Genomic DNA, 21,169 nt, shown 5'->3' on the forward strand with positions numbered 1-21,169 from the left:
TATGAGGAGTGAATTTATTTTGTCAGAATATATTTCTTCCCAAGAAGATTGTGTGCCAGAAAGTAGCGTTCACATTAATTGTTTTGGCGCAGTTCCAAACTCGGGAAATGATAGCTCATTAGCAATTCAGCAAGCTATTGATTATTGTGTAGCGAATCGAATTTCGACGGTTAGAATTACCGGGGTAAATACGTACAAAATTGTAAAGCCGATTGTTATTAAATCAAACGTAAGATTAGAGTTAGATCCTACCGTAACGCTGCAAATTGATGGAGATTTTAATGCATTTGAGCTACAAAGTAACGCTTCGATAGTTGGTGGTACTCTTCAAGTTATAAATCCATTGTTTCAATCTGTTGTTATTTATGTTTCTGGTTCACAACAAATCGAAGTACCTAATCAATCTGTTATATCAAATATAAATATAGTAAATGCAACCCCATCGTATAAAGGAAAAGCTATACATTTTTATTGTCAAAAGGCATGGGATTTTATTAGTTTCTTTCAAGTTAAATTTATTCAAATTAAAAACTTTCAAACTGCAATACATTTGAAGACAGAATATATAAATGATATCAATACACCTTGCTGGATTAACGCCAATGTATTTCAATCTATATTTATTGATGGATGTGTGTATGGGATTGAAGTAGATGGAAATAGTGATTTACCAAATGAAAGTTCAGGAAATACGTTTCATGCTATTCAAGTACAATGTAGACAACAAACGAAAAAAGTAATTCGTTGCTCAGGTGCGTATAATACATTTGATTGTATGATTTGGGATACGTACCGGATGAGTAGTGAACAAATTGTCATTGAATTTTCTTCTAATTCTCATCGTAACTACCTTTTTTCAAATCTGCTTTCGACAACTATTGTAGATAAAGGGCAATATAATGTTTGTAAGTCTACCTATGAAGAATCTCTTCGAATTCAGTTACCGATTACGTTAAATAAACCTCACTTAATAGGCAATCAAGATGATATATTAGTAAATGCTCAGCAAAAGTATATTGTTAAGCAAGTAAGTGGGAAAGTACCGTACGGTGGAAATCTAGCAAATTGCTTTAATTTAATAGATGAACAAAGTGTAAACTATATTGACGTTCCAGATAGTAATCCAGTTGTTATTGAACTGGATTTTACGAAAAAACCAATACAAATGTTAAATTGTTTCGGAATGTATTTTGGATGGGGAGAGAGTCCAAAAAAAATTAAAATTGAATATGCATTAAGCGCAACTGGAAATTGGGTTATCGCATCGGATGTTCCATTAAATGTAGGCGATACAATTATATCGAATATGAAGGCGAATCAACTATATAAAGTAAGAATTACATTAAGTGGTTATTCTCAAGATCATAAGCGTTTTCGAATTAATCGCATTTTTGCAAGGTCTTCTATGGAAAATGGGAATGCTTGGTTAGCTACAACTGGTGGAAGAATGTTTGGAGATATTGAAATAGAGGCAAGTAAAGGCATAATCATGAAGACAGCTAGTGGAATGAAATGGAAAGTTACTATTAATGAAGCTGGCCAACTTATTACGACTAAAATAACTTGAGGTGATGCTTAATTGTATATCCTTGGACGAGTTATAACGTAGTGTGATAAAGGCAATGAAAAAGAGATTGTAATTTGGTTTCAACCAAACTACAATCTCTTTTTTAATTTAATTCCACCAAATCCAAGTCCAAAGGTAATTTCTTGCATTTTGGGGAGTAATCCGTATGAAGCGTTCACCGTCAAAGAAGCAATTTAAATTTGGAAGTGTTTCGTCTGGATTTTCTGGAACAAAGGTGACGATGTTTTCGTTGCTTGTAACGGTTACTGTAATTGGTGGATCGGTAGGCGAGACTTGAAGTTGTAACGAAATATTGGCCGTATTTTTAAATTGATTATTAATAGGTGGACTTATTACTTGTACTGTGAATAACACGATAATTGTTTCATTTGGCTCTAAATTAGTGGCAACTAGGAAACCGATATTTGGGTTCGCTAGTGGAGAGCGTTCACCGTTAATAAAGACAGTGCCGTTTATAAATTGTAAACCTGCTGGAATGGTATCTTGTAAAGAAATATTTGAGAGTGAAATTTCGGAAGTATTTGTAATACGCACCGTGTAATCAAAGTATTGGTTTAAATAAGCGGAGCTGACGGAAGCGTTTTTCGTGACTGTTGCAGTTACAAATTGAACTGGTATACGAACAATATTTGAATTAACAATGAAAGTAATAATTGGATCCTGTGGTGTCAATTGAAAAGCAGCGGTAACTGTTGCAGAATTTATAATTGTACTGTTTGAAGGAATAGAAGTTACGAGAACTTGAAATGTTATAGTTGCTACTGTATCTGCAGATAAAGAACCAATATTAATACCAGTGTCTGGACGAACATTTTGAACCGAAGTACCGTTAATTGTTACGCTATTTTCTATAAATGTTGTACCAGCTGGAATGCTGTCTATAACAGAAGTACTGATTGTCGGAATGGGGGAGTGATTAAATACCGCTAATGTGAATGTAATGATATCTCCTATAACGACAATAGATTTGTCAGTTGTTTTTTCAATGCGAACCATCGGATCAATGACTGTCGTTGTAACGGTATTTGTTTGTTTTGTAATTGTAATAGGTGGTTTTGTTGGATCAATGATAACGGTATAGGAAACAGAAGCATCATTATTAATTGTAGATTGAAGAGTAGAAGAAGATATTGTCACTTGGAACGTAATAATAACAGATTCATTAGGAGCAAGATTTCCTAACGTAATACCATTTTCAGGATTTTCATTAGGCTGATTGATTCCGTTAATCGTAACACTATCAGCAACAAAAGTCGTATCTATTGGTACGGTGTCTATGGCAAGAAGGTCTTCAATCGTTACATTACCGCTATTCGTAATCGTAATTGTATACGTTAAAGTTTGACCAGGTAAGGCATTCGTTACATCAACAGATTTTATGGCAATGACATTATCATTTTGGACAGTAGTTGTGACGGTATTTGTTGTAGTCGTATTTGTAACGGGTACGTTATTTGGGTTGACTATATAGTTAAAAGTAGTAATTGCGTTGTTGTTTAGTTCATTTGGTGTTGGAATAGAAGTCACAGTTACTTGGAATGAAACGATAGCATCTCCACCAACAATTATAGTGCCAATTGGTATGCCGCTTACTGGATTCACTCCTGGAAGAGCTTCTCCGTTTACAATGACGCTATTTTCTATAAACGTAGTACCTTGAGGAATAATATCTTGAATGTTTACATCATTTGTTGCAACATTACCGGTTTGATTTAGTGTAATCGTATACGTTAACGTATCACCAACCGTTGCAAATGCAAGGTCAACAGCCTTATTACTATTCAAATTCGCGTGATTAATTTCTGTTGCGGCAGCTGATGAAATAATAGTTTCGGTAATAGGTGGTCGATCTGGTACCGTGTATTCATATTCAATTGTACTCGTGTTAGAGATTGGATTTGTTTGTGGAATCGAAGTAACCCGTACTTGGAATAGAATAGTTGCTGTCGTATTAGGCGGAATGTTATCAATTTGTATACCGTTAAGAGGGTTGTCATTTGGCCGAGCATTGCCGTTCACGATAACACTATTCTCTATAAAGCTCGTATTTGCTGGGATGATATCTGTAACAATAATGTTTTCGACTTGTATATTTCCGTTATTTATGATGGAAATTGTATAAGGGATGATAGTTTGTAAGTCAGCATATTGGATAGGCGTTGTTTTTGTCGCAATTACATTAGCAGAAATAACTTCAGTGAAGGTAATATTGCTAGTCGATATTTGTTCTTCCGCGTTTATTGTATAACGAGAAGTTGATTGATTTTGAACATGGCCGCTAGCAGGAAGAGCTACGACGGTAACAGAAAATGTGACTGGGATAGAAGTGTTAGGAGTAATCGTTCCTACAAGTATACCTGCACTTGGATTGGCGTTAAGCTGAGGAATGTTATTTACTAAAACGCTACCGTCAATAAAAGTTGTTCCATCAGGTATATTGTCTGTAAATACAACAGCAGTGGCATCCGTATTCCCTGTATTCGTTAAAGTTGTTGTATAAGTTAAAATGTCACCAATTGTTACAGAGGTCAAATCAACAGTTTTAAGTGAAACGATATCAGCATCATTAATTTGAACGAAAGTAGTATTGGAAGTAGTAGATTTTTGAATTGGTGCAAAGTCAGGATTGAAAATAAAGTCGTAGACGATGTTTGCAGTATTAGGTGCTGGATTTACAACAGGTAAATTCGTAACGGAAACTTGGAATGTTATTGTAGCTATTTGACCTGCTGCGACATTAGGAATGGAAAAGCCGATATTCGGATCTGCTGCAGGAAGTACAGTATTGTTAACTATTACACTTCCTGGAATAAATACTGTTCCATCCGCTATAGTATCTGTAAAAAAGATGGAGTTAGTTGTAGTCGATCCGTTATTTTGAATGAATACTGTATATTCAATGGTTTCATCAATGTTAGCTAATACAGTATTAGCGGATTTTGTAGCAATAAGAATAGCATCAATAAATTGTATATTTGTACTATTGGAAGATGTCGTTTCTGAAATTGGTGGTGCGCTTGGGTCTGGTTCATACTCATAGTGAATGACTGCGATATTATTAATGTTATTTTGTGGCGGTATAGAGACTACGCTTACTTGAAAAGTAACAATAATTGTATTATTTGGAAGGATAATATCAAGGTTGATACCGGTAATTGGATTTTCATTAGGTCTCGGTATGCCATCTACAAGAATGCTATTTAGAACGAATGTGGTCCCAGCTGCAATTGCGTCAATTAGGAGAGTATTTGTAATAGGTACTGTACCGGCGTTTGTAACTGCGACTGTATATGTGATGATTTGACCAATGCGTGTAATGGATCTATTGGCGGATTTAATGGCACTAACATTTGCCGTCCGCACTTCAGTATTTACTGCATTTGATAACGATCTACGCTGAATAATTGGAGAACTAGGGTCAATTTGGTATTCGTACGAAGTGTCTGAAATATTAATGACTGTATTGCCCTCTGGTATATTTGTAAGTTGTAATTGGAATGAAATAGTGACTGTTTCATTTGGTTGTATCGTGCCGAGAGTTACTCCGTTTTCAGGATTAGCGCCAGGCTGAATTACATTATTTATTGCTAAGCTATCTTCAATGAATATAGTACCTTCTGGAATGTTATCAATGAAAACGGTATTGTTAGCTGGAACGCTTCCTATATTTTGAAGTGTATTTGTGTAGGTAATAATTTGCCCGATTGATACGAAAGTTACATCCGCACTTTTAACAGAAATAATATTTGCATTTTGAAGTGATGTTGTAACGATATTAGAATTTGCAGAACGATTTACTGGTGGGGCTGCAGGAATACTTACATATTGGTAAGTTGCTGAAGATTGATTTACAATTTCGGTTTCAGTAGGTGGATTATTTGTTTGCACTTGAAATAGTATCGTTTTGGAACTGTTTGCTGGAATTGTTCCAATCGGTATTCCGTTTTCTGGATTTACACCTGGCTGAAGGATACCGTTAATTGTGACACTATCGGGAACGAATGTAGTCCCAGCTGGAATAGAATCTGTGAAATTAATATTTATTGCGTCAACATTGCCGATATTTTTTACTTCAGAAATATAAAGTATAGTTCCGCCAATATCAACAGTTGTTGGATTGGATGTTTTTGTAATTGTCAATTGTGCTTGCACGAAATTTGTAATGACGATATTACTAGTAGATGTTTCAGTAATAGGCGGTTGCCCTGGGTCTGGCTGAATTGTATAAGTTGTGTTGGATTGATTTGTAATTGATTCTTGCGAGAATGAATCGTTAATAAGAATTTGGAACGAAATAAGGTGCGTAGCGTTTGCAGCTAGGTTAGGCAAAGTAACACCTACATTAGGATTGGCATCAAGTATAGCTGTTCCGTTAAGTGTAAAACTATTTTCTACAAAGGTAGTCCCTTGAGGGATAGTGTCTGAAAATGTGAGATTCGTAGTTGGGATATTTCCTGTATTTTCTAATGTTATTGTATAAGTCAAAATATCACCTGTTGTTGCTTGTTGTGCATTGACTGCTTTTAAAGAAAGGATAGTCGCATCCGAAATTTGTGTGAAAGCAGGATTAGACGTAATTGTTCGAGAGATGATGGGAGCAGTTGGATCAGCGATAAAAGTATAGTCAATACGGGCCGTATTGGAAATTGGATTCACGCTTGGAATGGATTGAACGATAACCTGGAATGTGACGGTAACTATTTCTGACGGTGCGATGGAGTTTAATGGTATTCCTACATTAGGATCGGCACCTGGAACGGAAACGTTATTAATAGTTACGCTATTAGGAATAAATGCAGTTCCTTCTGGAACCAAATCTGTTAAAGTAACTGTATTTGCAGTAGTATTTCCGTTATTTTGAACGACTACTGTGTAAGTGATTGTACCGTCAGTAGATTGTACGAGAGAATCTGTATTTTTAATTGCGGATAACGATGCATCAACAACAGCTGTGTTAACCGTATTAGATGAGGATGTTGCTGTAACTGGAGGTTGACTTGGATTGACGATATACGTGTAACTTGTAATGGCTTGATTGATAATTGCTCCTTGCGGTGGAATAGAACTAGCGAGAAATTGGAACGTAATAGTAGCAGAATCACCTGGTGCGATAATACCAACTGGAATACCGAGAGTTGGACTTGCATCTGGAAGTGAAACTCCGTTGAGCGTGACACTATTTGGAACAAATAATGCTCCCTCAGGAATGCCGTTAATGAGTAATACAGAGTTTGCAGGGAAGTTTCCAGTGTTCGTTAATGTTGCTGTATACGTAATTACATCTCCGATAGATACGATTGTTCGATTTGCTTGTAAAACAGTTGTAACAGTCGCGTTATTAATTTGTGTTGAAGCGCTATTAGAATTTATCGTACTTGTAACAGGAGGAGAGGCTGGATCAACGATGAATGCGTATTGAATAGATGCTACGTTTGTAATCGGATTTGAAGGTGGGGTTGATGTAACAATGACTTGGAAAGTAACGGTTAAGGAACTACCCGTGTTAACTGTTCCGATATTAACTCCGTTATTTGGATTTGCGCCTGGAAGGCTACTTCCATTTACAGTAAAACTATTTTCAACAAAGGTTGTTCCTGCTGGAACCATGTCTGAGAAATTTACATTCGTAGCGTTTGTATTGCCATTATTTTGAATCAAAACTGTATAAGTGATTGTATCTCCAATATTTGCAAAGGCTGTATTAGTAGTTTTTACAGCTGAAAGTATTGCTGAATTAATAGAGGTAACGAAGACGTTCGTTTCCACATTGCCAGGTTGAGCCTGTAATGCATTGCCTACGTTATATTGGAAGTTAACAAATCCTAAGTTTTGGAGTTCAGGTGTGAGCGTTGTTGGGTTGCTTACAATTTGAACTTGGAATACGATTGTTACGATTTGATTTGGAGTTATTGTATTTATGCCAACGCCGTCAATGATAGAAGCGGATGTTAATGGAGTTCCATCAACAACAACTGATCCTGCAACAAATTGTGTCCACGATGGTATAGGGTCTGAGAATACAACATTGTTAGCTGGGATATTTCCTGTATTCGTAATAGTTGTTGTATACGTAATCGTATCACCAATCGTTGCAAATGCTTTATCTCCTATTTTAATCGTATTTAAAATAGCACTTTCAATTTGTGTTGAAACGCTATTAGAAGTAATGTTTTTTGAAACTGGAGGATTAGCTGGATTAACGATATATTGAAAGCTAACGCTAGCTTGATTAGTAATTGGATTTATAGGCGGAATTTCATTGGCATTAATATGGAATGCTACGATGACAGATTCGTTTGGCGCAATATCACCAATTGGAACGCCTGTAATGATATTTGCATTTGGGATGCTAGTTCCGTTCAGTGTAAAACTATTCGGTTCAAAGGAAGTTCCGTCTGGAATAAGGTCGGTAAAAATAACATTCGTCGCACTAACATTTCCGCTATTTGTAATTGTAACGGTGTAGGTAATATCCTGCCCGATATCTACCGTAGATACATTTGAATTTTTTTGTGCAGTAAGGGTAGCGCTATTAATTTGTGTTGTCGTTGTATTAGATTGATTGGAAGTTGTAATAGGTGGCTGGCTAGGATCAACGACATAATGATATGTGATAGAAGCAGAGTTAGAAATGGGATTAAGTGTTGGAAGTGTAATAACAGTTGCTTGGAATGTAACGATTGCCGCATTACCACCATTAATGGAACCAATATTTACACCAGTAGATAAATCAGCGTTTGGAATGGTTTGCCCATTAACTGTGAAACTATTTGGAACGAAACTTAAATTACTATCAAGAATGTCAATAATAGTTACATTTGATGCAAGTGTATTCCCGGTATTAGGGAGGTTAAGTGTAAATGTTATTGTATTACCAACATCCGCGAAAGTAAGATCTGCTGTTTTTGTGCTAATAATAGTTGCGTTGTTTATTTGAAGGAGTGTAGTGTTGGAAGTAGCTGTACTCGATACTGGCGGATTACTTGGATCAACAGTAAACTCATACGTCGTTGATGCTGTATTTGGTGCTGGGTTACTAGGAGGAATACTGTTCACTGTCACTTGAAAGACGATACTATATATTTCATTTGGTGGAAGTGTTGCAAGTAATACACCTGTATTTGGATTCGCGTTAGGTTGTAAAACGCCATTGACAGTTAATGTGTTAGGAACAAATGTGAGTCCACTTGGTAATACATCTGTGAAAACAATGTTAGTTGCATCGGTATTTCCTACATTGGTAATAGAAGTAGTATAAAAAGCAGTTTGCCCGATATCTGCAAAGGATACACTTTCATTTTTCGTCATGGATAATATGGCTTCTTTAATTTGCGTTGAAACAGGATTGCTAATTGAAGTTTCTGCATCAGGTGGTGAGACTAATTGGTACGATGTTGATGAGAAATTTACAATGGGGTTTTCCGTTGGTAATGACGTTACAGTAACTTGGAACGAAACGGTTACTGTAGTCCCGGCTGTTATAGTCCCAATATTCACACCATTCGATGGATCCGCACCGCTTTGAGGAACCCCATTAATAGAGAATGTGTTTGCAATAAAAGTAGTTCCGCTCGGCATTGTATCTGTAAATATAACATTTTGTGCGGATGAGTTTCCATTGTTTGTTAAAGCGACAGTATAAGTGAGTGTGTCTCCAATACGACTAAAGGATTTATCGACTTGTTTTAATGAAAGAATGGTAGCTGTATTAATCGTAGTGAACACTGTGTTTGAAGTAACATTTCTTGAAACAATAGGGGCATTTGGATCAGCGATAAATGTGTAAGAAGCACTAGCGGAATTGGCAATAGGATTTTGAACAGGTGTAGAAGTAGCGGTAACTTGAAATGCTATAGATATTGAGCTGTTAGGAGCAATTGCTCCAATCGTTATACCTGTATTAGGATTAAGACCAATTTGCGTGATGCCATCTATTGTAACGCTATCAGTAATAAACGTTGTACCATCTGGTATAAGGTCGGTGAAAGTAATATTCGTTGCATTTGTATTACCATTATTCGTTAAAATTGTCGCATAGGTAATGGTATCACCTAGCGTTACAAGTGTTTGATCAACTGATTTAATCATCATTATCATAGCATCTAATACAGGGTTTGTAACAATGTTTGTTGAAGTAGAAGTAGTAGCAGGAGTTCCGTTTGGATCAACAGTATAAGAATATAAAATTGTATCGTTACCCATAATTGAGCTTGAAGGGGGAACAGAAATCACATTTACTTGGAAAGTAACAGTTACTGTTTCACCAGGAGCGATATTTGGTATATTTACTCCGAGTGCTGGCTGTGCACCAAGCTGCTGGATGCCATTTATAGTGACCGAATCTGGTACAAAAGTAGTACTAGGAGGAATCGCACTTGTAAAAGTTATATTTGTAGCTGGTGTATTTCCTGTATTCGTAATAGTCGTTGTATACGTAAGTGTATCCCCGACGGAAATAATAGATTTATCAACACTTTTTGTTGTAGTTAATACTGCGCTATTAATGGTCGTTGAAACTGTATTAGATACAGCTGTTTGTAATGCAGAAGGTTGGCTAGGATCAATCACATGTTCAAATTGTATGGAACTAAAATTAGAGATAGGATTTATACTTGGAATGTTTGTAACAAGTACGTTGAGAGAAATAACGGCCGTTCCATTTGGGTTTATATTTCCAATCTGTATCCCGCTAGCTGGATTTCCGATTTGCTGTGTACCAGAATCGTTTGTAAGAGTGCCAGATATGAATGTCGTTCCGTCAGGTAAAATATCTGTGAAAATTATATTTTGTGAAGTGACATTTCCAGGGTTACTTAATGTAATTGTATAAGAAATTGTATCGCCAATCGTTGCGAAAGTTTTATCTACAGATTTGATTGCCACAATTTCTCCGGAATTTATTTGTGTCGCAACGGGATTGGATGTCGTACTTCTTGAAACGAGTGGTAAATTAGGTCCTGTAATAAATTGATAGTCAATGGAGGCACTATTTACAACCGGTGAGTTTGGTCCACCAGGTCCAATTGTGAAAATTGGATTTGGAATACTAACTACTTGAACGCGGAAGGTGACGTTTGTAAAATCTCCTGCAATAATATCCCCAATTGGTATTCCATTCGCTGGATTTACCCCAGGCAATAAAACTCCGCCGACTCGAACGCTATCTTCTATAAATATTGTGTTATTTGGAATAGGATCTGTAAAAATGATATTCGTAGCAGTTGTGTTCCCTACATTTTCTAATAAAACTGTATACGTTAAAAATGAATTTCCAGGTGCTACGTCAGAAAATAGTCGATCCACACTTTTCGTTGCTTGAATAATTGCTTCATTAATTTGAACTAAAGTTGGATTACTTGTAGCTGTTTCTGTCACCGGTGGCTGGGTAGGGTCAACAATGATCAAGTATGTCGTACTGGATTGGTTCAAAGTTGGATTTGTAGCTGGTATTGAGCCAACGATAGCTTGAAAGCTAATTGTTGTCGTTCCTCCAACTGGAATTGAGTCTAAAGAGATTCCGCTATCTGGTCTAAATCCAAGTTGTGGGATGGTATTAATTTGTACGCTATCAGGAACGAATGAAAGTTCAGGTGGTAATATATCGATAAAAACAGGTGTGTTTGCGGTAGTATTTCCGCTATTAGTGAGAGTAGTTGTATACGTAATTGTATCGCCAACAGCGGCAAATGCACTGCTCGCAGTTTTCGTTGCGATAACGGAAGCTGAATTTACTTGCGTAAAAGTTGTATTGGATTGAACTGTTCGTGAAACAGGCGGTTCATTTATATCAACAATAAAGCTATATTGAAGCGATGATTTGTTCGGAATTGGATTAGGATTTGGAAGCGTTGTGATGTTTACTTGGAAACTGAGTGTAACCGATGCATTTGAATTTAAGTTACCAATATTGATACCGTTTTGTGGATTTGCATTCGGGACGGTTACACCATTTATCTTAAAGCTATTTGGGACAAGGGTAGTACCGTTTGGAATTGTATCAGTAAAAACAATGTTGTTCGCAGTAGTATTTCCTGTGTTTGTAACAGATGAAGTGAATGTAATTGTATCACCAATCGTAGCGAAAGTTGTACTAGCACTTTTATTTATTACTAAAGTAGCGTCAATAATCGGTGTAACTGTTGTGTTTGTAACGGTACTACCAATAGCTGGCGTTTCAGCTGGATTCACTGCATATTCGTAGTTTACAAGAGCATTATTCGTTAAAGTTCCACTAGGTGGAATAGCCAGAATTTTCACTTGGAATGTAATGAAAGTAGTGTTTCCTGGTGAAATATCGTCTAAATGAATCCCTAATGAAGGATCTAATCCAGGTTGGGAAACGTTATTTATTGTAACGGAATTTGGGATGAAGGATGCACCAGGTCCAAGCCCATCTGTTAAAACTGTAGCACTAGCAGGGATATTTCCTGTGTTCGTAACTGCAATTGTATAAGTAACGATATCTCCAATTGCAGCATTCGGTGTGTTCACTGATTTTGTAGCGATAATCGTGGCATTATTGATTTGAGTTGTTATTACGTTACTCAGCGCATTAGCGGATGCTGGAGGTAAGTTAGGATCTATGACATACTGATACGTTGTATTACTTTGGTTCGGGATTGGATTCGGGTTCGGGATAGAATTTACTTGTACTTGGAACGAGATGATCGTATTTGTATTCGGATCTATTGGATCGATTGCAATTCCGCTTGCTGGATTGACATTAGGCAGTGCATTCCCGTTTACAGTAACACTATTAGGAATGAACGATGTCCCGTTTGGGATTACATCTGTAAATATTACATTTGATGCAAGTGTATTCCCGTTATTCGTTAAAGTAGTCGTGTACGTAATAATATCATTTACGTTAGCAAACTGTTTATCTGCCGATTTAGTAGCGGCAATTGAGGCGTTATCAATAGTTGTCTGTACAGTGTTAGAAGCAACCATCTGCATCACAGCGGGTTTGGATGGATCATACGTATATTGGAATGTTGTGCCTGATTGATTTGTAATCGGATTTACAGCAGGGATAGTTGGTACAAAAACTTGGAATGCAACGGTGCGTGATGAATTTGCTCCTATCGTACCAATCGAAATGCCGTTAGCAGGATTTGCATTAGCTATAGGGACATTATTAATCGTTACAGTATTAGGAATGAAGAGGGTACCCGCTGGAATGATATCTGTAAACGTTACATTAGCAGCAGGGATATTCCCGTTATTTGTTAAAATAGTCGCATATAATATGATATCACCGACATCAGCAAAGTTTGTGCTTGTTAGCTTTGTAGCAATGATATTAGCAGTATTAATTTGTGTAGTTACTATATTGCTAGCAGCGTTTCTAACAAGAGCGGGTAAATTTGGATCAGCGATAAAGCTATATTGAAGTGAAGCGCTGTTTTGAATTGGATTTGGTGAAGGTAGCCCATTTGCACTTATTTGAAAAACAATCGTTGTAAAACCACCCGAAGGAATGGAGCCGACTTGAAGACCGGTACTGGGATCTGCACCTAGTTGTAAAGCACCACCTATAAAAATACTATTTGGTACGATAGTGGTGCCATTAGGGATTATATCAGTAACAATAACATTATTTGCTGTAGTATTGCCAAGATTAGCTAAAGAAATTGTATATGTGATTGGTTGCCCGACATCGGCGATAGTTAAATCTACTTCTTTGACAATAACTACATTAGCTAAATTAATTTGTGTACTTACAGTGTTACTTACAGATATTTCTATAGTTGGTGGATCTCCCGGATTTAGAATAAAACTATACTGTGTACTAGATGAATTTATCGTTGGGTTTTGTGTTGGTAAAGAGGTGACGGTTACTTGATAAGAGACGGTAAGTGAGCCGTTAGCAGGAATGGAAGGTAGTGGAACACCTATATTTGGATCTGCGTTATTTTGGAGTACACCATTAATAAGAAAAGTGTTTGGAATAAAGGTAGTACCGTCTGGATTTGTATCTACGAAAGTAGGACTATCAGCAGAAACACTTCCTGCATTCGTCAAAGTAACAGTATAAGTTAATATATCCCCTACGGTAGCGAACGCTTGATCCACTGTTTTTGCTGAAATGACATTTGCATCGTTTACTTGAGTAAATGTAGTGGTTGAAGTAGTGTTTTTATTTACAGGTGAAGCGTTTGGATCCACGATAAAGTTGTAGGAGACGAAAGCGCTATTTGAAATAGGGTTTGGATTTGGAATGCTAGTTATTACTACTTGGAATGAAGCTGTAATTGTAGTATTAGCATTGATGCTACCAATATTGATGCTAGCTGGTGTTATGCCCGGCTGAGTAACACCGTTAACTATAACACTGTTCGGTACAAAGGAAGTGCCATTCGCGATGGAATCGGATAGTAATACGTTGTTCGCTGCAACATTTCCATCGTTAGTAAGAGCAAAGGTGTAAGTTAATACATCGCCAACTTCCGCAAACGTCTTATCTACAGATTTATTAGCATGGAGATTTGCTAGTCTAATTGTAGATGTAACAGAATTAGAATTTGCTGTTTTTGAAGTTGGTGGCAGACTTGGATTTACAGTGTAAATGTAAGAGGCAAAAGCGTTATTAAGGATAGGATTTTGTGAAGTAATATTAATAACTGTTACTTGGAAAGAGAGGGTAAAAGTAGCTCCAGCAGGAATTGTGCCAATAGGTAAAGCAACGAGAGAATCTACATTTTGCAAAACGCCGTTGAGCGTTACCGAACCTAATGTTAATATCGTTCCATTTGGAAGTGGATCTGTTAGTTGTACGTTATTAGCGGCTGTATTTCCACTGTTTGTAATAAGGATTGTATAACCTATCGTTTCACCAATTGTGGCAAATTGTTTGTTAGTTGATTTTGTTAATGTTACATTCGCATTGTTAATTTGAGTGGAAACGAGATTAGAAGAAATGTTTTTTGTAACGGGTGATTGGATAGGATTGACGGTATATTGATAAGAAGCACTTGATCCATTAGATACGACATTTGACGCGGGTATTGTGTTTACTACTACTTGAAATGTAACATTTTTTGTTGTGCCGCTTGGGATGGATCCAATGTTCACGCCGTTAGCGGGATTTGCGCCCACTTGTGTAGTGCCATCTATTGTTAAACTGTTTAGAACAAAAGTTGTTCCAGTAGGAATGACATCTGTAAAAATAACATTGTTCGCATTTGTATTACCTGTACCTGTAAAAGAAACGGTGTACGTTAGTGTATCACCAATATCTGCAAAATTTTTATCTACTGCTTTTACCATTGTTACAGTAGCGTTATTCACTTGAGTAGATACGATATTTGTCGTATCAGTCCCACTTACTGCAGGTTGATTTGGTACAGGAATATATTGATATGTTGTTGTTCCACTATTTAATATTGGATTTGTTTGAGGGATAGAAGGAACGAGCACTTGGAATGAAATAGTAGTAGTGGAATTTGCGGCAATCGAACCAATTGATATACCATTAGCGGGATTTGCTCCAGCTTGAGTAACTCCGTTAACAGTTACACTTCCTGGAATGAAAGTAGTTCCGCCAGGAATCGGATCCGTATATATAACGTTCGTTGCAGCGATATTTCCTATATTAGCTAAGGCAATACTGTAAGTTAATGTTTCACCAATATCGGTAAAAATTTTGTTGACTGATTTTGTTCCATTAATATCTGCCAGGTTAATTTGTGTTCCAGCAGAATTGCTTGTTGCAAGACCGTTAAAGGTTGTTCCTCCGGCGATAGGTGTATATTGAAATGTAATATTAGCGGTATTAGAGATAGGGTTTTGACTTGGAAGAGAAACGACAGTAGCTTGGAAAGTTACTGTACGAGAAGCACCATTATTGATTGTTCCAAGAGATATACCAGCGGCGGGATTTGCGTTTGTTTGCGGGACATTATCTACTGTTACAGTGCCAGGTATAAAGGAAGTCCCGTTAGGGAGAATGTCTGTAAAGGTAACATTATTCGCCGGAAGAAGTCCGGTGTTAGGGATCGTAACTGTATAAGTGAGAATATCTCCAATTGCAGCAACACTTTTATTCACGCTTTTTGTTGCTTGTATAGTAGGTGAATTTATGTTGATTTGTAAACCGACTGTATTTAACATATACGCATCTCCGTTAGTTGTTAAACGGATTGCGGCGGACACTTGTGAGTTTGTTAAATAAGGAGAAATATCAATAGAAGTAATATCCCAGCCCTGTCTCCCAGCGGAGATGTTTGTGCCTGTAGAAGCACTTTGATTTCGCGTTCCAAATGTCCCAGTTGTATCTAAGTTTCCAACAGCATTATTAACTTGAGAACCGAAGAAATTATTTACAGCATTATTTGGCCCAGATAAAGCATTTAATGAACTGAAATTTGGTCCAAATAATGCTTGATCCCCTATTAAATCTGCATCTCCTTCAATAGAACTTAAAAATAATCTCCCGCTTACAGGTCCTCCTGAAGGTGTTAAAAATCCAGAAACAGCTACATCTGCACTACCGGTATCAGCAGAAACACGGTTACCCGCTACATAAATGGTTAAGTTTCTTGCAGGCAATGTCCCGTTTTGATAAGCGACAATGAGTGTCCATCCAGCCGAGTTAATAGATCCATTTGAAGCATCTAAAGGATCAACAAGTCCAGGGACAGCTCCTGTAGTATAGGAACCAGAACCTCCCGCTTGAATAAGAGTTGTTACGTCTGCTGAACGAGTATAAAAGCCAAATGTAATAGAGTTTGAAACGAATGTTTGATTTGAAGCTGTAACAGCTGAAGGAGTAATTGAGTATGTTGAAACGGGTGTCGTAAATGAAATGGGATTTCCTAGAACACTTGTAATATTTTGATCGCGAGTTAAATAATTTCCTCCCCATATGAGTTCTGCGTAAAGAATAGTACTGCCAGCAGGGATATTTAAAATAGCGGTAGAACTATTTTGTGTATAGTTTAACGTTGTACCAGCAGGAAAAGTAGGAACTTGTAAAGCTGTATTCGTAGTTACGAACGCACCAATGGCCCCGATTGTACCAGCACGGTTTTGATTACTAATTTTACTTAAGCCTAAAGTATTACCTGTAATAGCGAGTGCGCCGTTAGTGGTGGTAGAAAATCGATTCGTAATGGGCATGTTGTCACCTCATTTACAATATAGTCTTGGTCAAAATAACATATGTGTGTGACAAATAAAGGGAAACATGTACAAGTTGATTTAGTAATAATGATTTAAATGTCTAGATAAGGGGATGGAGTATGATTGAATTGGAAATTAGGGTGGAGCGTCTTAGGAAAGAACAAATAGGCGATATTGTAGCGTTATCTTCTTATATTGGCTGGGATTATAACAGAGAAGAAATTGAAGCAGTTTTTAACTCAGGTATTGTATACGGCGTCTGGAATGAGAGAAAGGAACTTATTGCTAGCGCAGCAATTATATTATACGGGGAGGCGTTGGCATCTATTGGAATGGTAATTGTACATCCAGATTATAAGGGGAGAGGGATTGGAAAGATGATAACGAATTCATGCATGAATAGCGTATCAGCTCAAACTCCATGTATGCTTATTGCTACGGATGAAGGGAAGCCCTTATATGAAACATTAGGATTTAGGGTAGTAAGCTATGTTTCTAAATATATTTGTAACTCGTACAATGCGAATCATAAATGTGCAGAAAATGAAGAATATATGATGGTTTATAAAGAGAGTGATTTAGAAGGAATAATAAAAATAGATAAAGGCGCATTTGGGACAAGCCGAAACGAGTTTTTAAAACAAAGAATTATGCAAAGTGAGCAGTGTGTCGTTGTAAAGGATACGAAAGAAAATGTAGTAGGATACGGTATAAGTATACAAACGCCAGAAAATAAAATAATAGGACCAGTCGTTGCTAAAAATAATGCGATGGCGATGAGAATAGTACATGATTTAGCAAGAGGGCATAATGGAAAATTAAGAATGGATGTACCAGAAGGAAAGAACGATTTCATGAAAGAATTAGAGATTGCTGGTTTTAAAAAGGTGAATACACCACCAATTATGATGAAAAATAGTAATCGGTTAATAAAGAGAAATAGTGAACTATATAGTATTGCAGCACAAATTTTTGGATAAAGAAAGAATCCTTTTAAATGAAGGATTCTTTTTTGAGCTAATTTAATCACGATATTGGTCATGAGTTGGCTGAAAGAGGTCTTCCTCGATATCTCTCACCATAGAAAAATGATCAACGTTATAATGACCGTGTAAAGTTTTATTGTGATGAGCAATAATTTGCTCTGCAGATAATACGTTAGAATCAGTTGTGGAATGACCGTTTTTAATTAATGTAACATCAAATCCTTGTACAGTCGCAGTTCTAACTGCGGTGTCGATACAATGCTCTGTTTTACATCCACCGATAACGATATGGCCAATTTTCTCTTCTTTTAAAAGTTCAAGTAAAGAAGTGCCGTAGAATGAATTGGTTGCTGCTTTATTAATAAAGATTGCAGACTGAGGTACTTGAATTTGATTATGTACTTCAAATCCTTCTCCGCTGCCAGAAGCAACATCGATATCTCTTACGAAAACAATAAGAGCATTGGAATCTATTGCTTTCTGCATGGCTGTATTTAGTGTAGATAATAGCTCGGTTTTACGAAAAACTTCATTTTCTTGCTCATTTCCATCAATTAATTCTTGTTGAGCGTCGATAATTAATAGTGCTTGTTTCATCGTGTCTCCCCTTTAATATGAAATAAGTTCCACTGTACATATTCCTTCAGATTGTTAGGAAATCCTCCATTGCAAGCGAATTAGAAGAGCGATTTACAAAGTTGTCAAAGAAATTTCATTCTCATAGCGTGTAAAAACATGTATGATAGGAGATGGAGAATTTTTGAGTAGGTGGGAATAACATGCAAACAGTAGAAGATTATCTTTCATTCTTACATACGAAAGGATTTAAATTATCAGAGGAAGCACAAGGGTTTATTATGTTCGGACAAGGATATACTGGTGCGTCTGATGGGATTGTGAACGCAGCAATAGAAGCGACAATTAAACATCAATTGCAGTTTGATGGTAGTTATTTCGTTGCGTTATTAGAACGATTGAAAGAGGAAGAAATTACAGATAAAAAAAGCGCTAAGGCTTTTATGCGGAAGTTACAAGCATAACTTCACGCAGCCTGCGCTTCTTTTTTTGTTTTGGAAGGCCATTCAACAAAAATCATGCCCAGGAAAATACATAGACATCCGATAATAGCAGAAATAGAAAGTTGTTCATTTGCAACGAGAACGCCTGTTAATGCAGCAAAAACGGGTTCCATTGCGAAAATAATTGCTACTCTCGTTGGAGAAGTGTGCTTTTGGGCCGATGTTTGAATGAAAAAAGCAATAGATGTTGCAAACAGGGCAGTTAGAAAGAGTGCGAATAAAAAAGATTGATTCGTCCATAGTGATACTGAAAATAATTTTTCCCAATCTTCAAACAAGAAAGCGCAAATAGAAGAAAATATACCAACAGCTAATACTTGAGATGTGCTTAATAATAAAGGTGATATTTTCTTAGAAAAGAAGCCGTTAATAAGAATATGGGCAGCGAAAGCGATTGCACAACCGAGAACAAGTATATCTCCTATATTTAATTGGAAAGAATCAGCAGCTGTTAATAAGTATAAACCTGCTGTTGCTACAGCAATACCAAGTACGATAAAAATGGTAGCTTTTTGTTTTAAAAAGATAAAAGACAAAATTGGTACCATAACGATACTAAGCCCTGTTAAGAAACCTGCTTTTGAAGAAGTTGTATAAAGTAAGCCAAATGTTTGTAATACATAGCCAACACATAAAAAGAACCCAACGATTAATCCAGCGAGGCTACTCTGTTTTATATCTTGTTTTGAAGTGTTTTTTGAGAAAATCATTTGAACGAATAATAAAATAATTCCAGCGAATAAAAAGCGAATACCATTAAAGGTAAATGGACCAACGAAAGACATAGCATTTTGAACGACAACAAACGTAGCTCCCCAAATAAAAGAGACAAATAATAAAGCAAGAGGAGCAATCCAATCTTTTTTCACACTCATACCCCCGTTAATTTTGTAATATAGCTTTTCTAGCTAATTCATCAGCTACTTTATTTTGACTACTTGGAATCCACTTAATAAAAAAGAGATCGAAGTTTTTTATGTACTGTAGTGCTTCATCTAAAAGAGGTGCAAATATTTTATTTTTTGCGTATTCCTTTTCAACAGCCCGTTCGACAAGCTGGGAATCTGTACGAAAAGAGACAGTGCTATAATTATGCTCGATGCAATATTTTAATGCTAGAAGTAAAGCGCGGTATTCTGCTTCATGATTGGACATTGTTCCAAGTGGTAATGATAATTGTACAGGTGGTTGAACGCCTTTAATAAACACTCCTGCACCAGAAGGACCAGGATTTCCTTTTGATGCACCATCAATATATACTTCAATCAAAATGAGAAACCTCCAAATTATAAGGTTATCCCCTACTTAAATATTTTTTTGAAGTAGGGGATAGAGTAGTTATCCGATTGTGATGCTGTAACGACATGTAAATGTTTCATTCGCTTGTAAAGATTGAATTCCCTTTTTGTCCTTGAAATCTTTTGCTGGATTTACTTCATCAGCGATTCCATACCAAGGTTCAATACATAAGAAAGGTGCGTTATCCCCTGGTGTCCATACGCCGACAAATGGGAAGCCATCAAATTCTACTTTTACAAATTTATTATGTTTATGAGAACGAATCGAAATTTCATTCGTATTCATATTTTCAAAAATAAGCGCATCATTTTTGAATAAATCATATGTAAGTGGCAATTCAGTTGTATTTTCAGCGATTAATTGCTTTTTGTTTGAAAGGTAAGGTCCTTCTAATACGCTTGTTTCTAAGCGTTCCGAACCATTAAACGATAAGTGATAATCTGTAAATGATTCACCATCCAATAAAGGGAAGTTGAATCCAGGATGTGCCCCAATTGAGAAGAACATCTCTTTAGAAGTAGGATTGTTTACTTCATATGTTACATGAACGCTTTGTCCTTCTAGCTCATAAGAAATGAGTAATTCGAATTCGTATGGGTATTTTTTTAACGTTTCTTCATTATTAGTAACGATATAAGTAATCTTTGTTTCACTTTGTTCTTTCACAGAGAAAGTAAGATCACGAGCGAAACCGTGTTGTGTTAATGAATATGGTTTACCGTCTACGTAGTATGTATTATCTACTAATCGGCCGACAATTGGGAACAAAATTGGTGCACGGCGTCCCCAATATGTAGAATCACCTTGCCATAAATATTCTGTGTTGTCTTCTTTTAAGCGAACGCTTTGTAATTCTGCACCTTTGTCAGAAATGGAAACGATCACTTTTTCATTTTGGATTGTTGCTATCATGAAGTGAAACCTCCTAAATCTTTCATATGTTTCATTATACGTTGTCTAAAAGAAAAAAGGTAGTTCATGATAGGAATCTATTGACGAAAGAGGGGCTACCACGTAAAATATAATCTTGTTGCTAAAAAAAAGAATAACGTGGTTCGAAACCATCCCACGTAAAAAAACTAAGGAGATTTTGT

Annotated in this window: 8 protein-coding genes and 1 riboswitch; of the genes, 3 read left to right on the forward strand and 5 right to left on the reverse strand. The window is 36.6% G+C overall.

Going from position 1 to position 21,169, the window contains the following annotated elements; genetic code table 11:
* Window positions 1-19: 19 nt before the first annotated feature.
* Window positions 20-1,567: a hypothetical protein gene (locus ASE54_RS01530; RefSeq protein WP_000006066.1), complete on the forward strand. Its 1,548-nt coding sequence runs from the start codon at window positions 20-22 to the stop codon at window positions 1,565-1,567.
* A 108-nt stretch (window positions 1,568-1,675) separates the two neighbouring features.
* On the opposite strand, the gene ASE54_RS01535 is transcribed toward ASE54_RS01530, so the two are convergent.
* Entirely contained in the window at window positions 1,676-16,708 is a 15,033-nt protein-coding gene (locus tag ASE54_RS01535) for a DUF11 domain-containing protein (RefSeq protein ID WP_001123130.1), read from the reverse strand.
* Window positions 16,709-16,830: 122 nt separating this feature from the next.
* Here ASE54_RS01535 and ASE54_RS01540 point away from each other — a divergent pair, with 122 nt between their 5' ends.
* Window positions 16,831-17,691 (forward strand): GNAT family N-acetyltransferase, encoded by an 861-nt coding sequence (locus ASE54_RS01540; protein ID WP_000571019.1) that lies wholly within the window; start codon window positions 16,831-16,833, stop codon window positions 17,689-17,691.
* Between the two features lie 42 nt (window positions 17,692-17,733).
* Here the strand turns inward: ASE54_RS01540 and ASE54_RS01545 are convergent, their stop codons facing one another.
* Complete coding sequence (locus ASE54_RS01545; RefSeq protein WP_000806325.1) at window positions 17,734-18,294, reverse strand: cysteine hydrolase family protein; 561 nt, start codon at window positions 18,292-18,294, stop codon at window positions 17,734-17,736.
* Window positions 18,295-18,476: 182 nt separating this feature from the next.
* Between ASE54_RS01545 and ASE54_RS01550 the strand changes: the two genes are divergently transcribed.
* Window positions 18,477-18,737, forward strand: a complete 261-nt coding sequence (locus ASE54_RS01550; RefSeq protein WP_001195212.1) for a DUF6123 family protein — start codon at window positions 18,477-18,479, stop codon at window positions 18,735-18,737.
* Window positions 18,738-18,739: 2 nt separating this feature from the next.
* Here ASE54_RS01550 and ASE54_RS01555 read toward each other — a convergent pair whose 3' ends face one another.
* The 3 genes from ASE54_RS01555 to ASE54_RS01565 form a co-directional block, all read right to left on the reverse strand.
* Window positions 18,740-19,645: a DMT family transporter gene (locus ASE54_RS01555; protein ID WP_000711161.1), complete on the reverse strand. Its 906-nt coding sequence runs from the start codon at window positions 19,643-19,645 to the stop codon at window positions 18,740-18,742.
* Between the two features lie 13 nt (window positions 19,646-19,658).
* The gene (locus tag ASE54_RS01560; protein ID WP_000573877.1) at window positions 19,659-20,045 is read right to left on the reverse strand and encodes a reverse transcriptase-like protein; all 387 of its coding nucleotides are present in this window, start codon (window positions 20,043-20,045) and stop codon (window positions 19,659-19,661) included.
* A 69-nt stretch (window positions 20,046-20,114) separates the two neighbouring features.
* Entirely contained in the window at window positions 20,115-20,987 is an 873-nt protein-coding gene (locus tag ASE54_RS01565; protein WP_000562116.1) for an aldose 1-epimerase family protein, read from the reverse strand.
* A gap of 132 nt (window positions 20,988-21,119) precedes the next feature.
* Window positions 21,120-21,164: riboswitch (PreQ1 riboswitch) on the forward strand.
* Window positions 21,165-21,169 lie beyond the last annotated feature (5 nt).

This window comes from Bacillus sp. Root131 (genome assembly GCF_001429475.1).
GTDB classification, from domain to species: domain Bacteria; phylum Bacillota; class Bacilli; order Bacillales; family Bacillaceae_G; genus Bacillus_A; species Bacillus_A thuringiensis_S.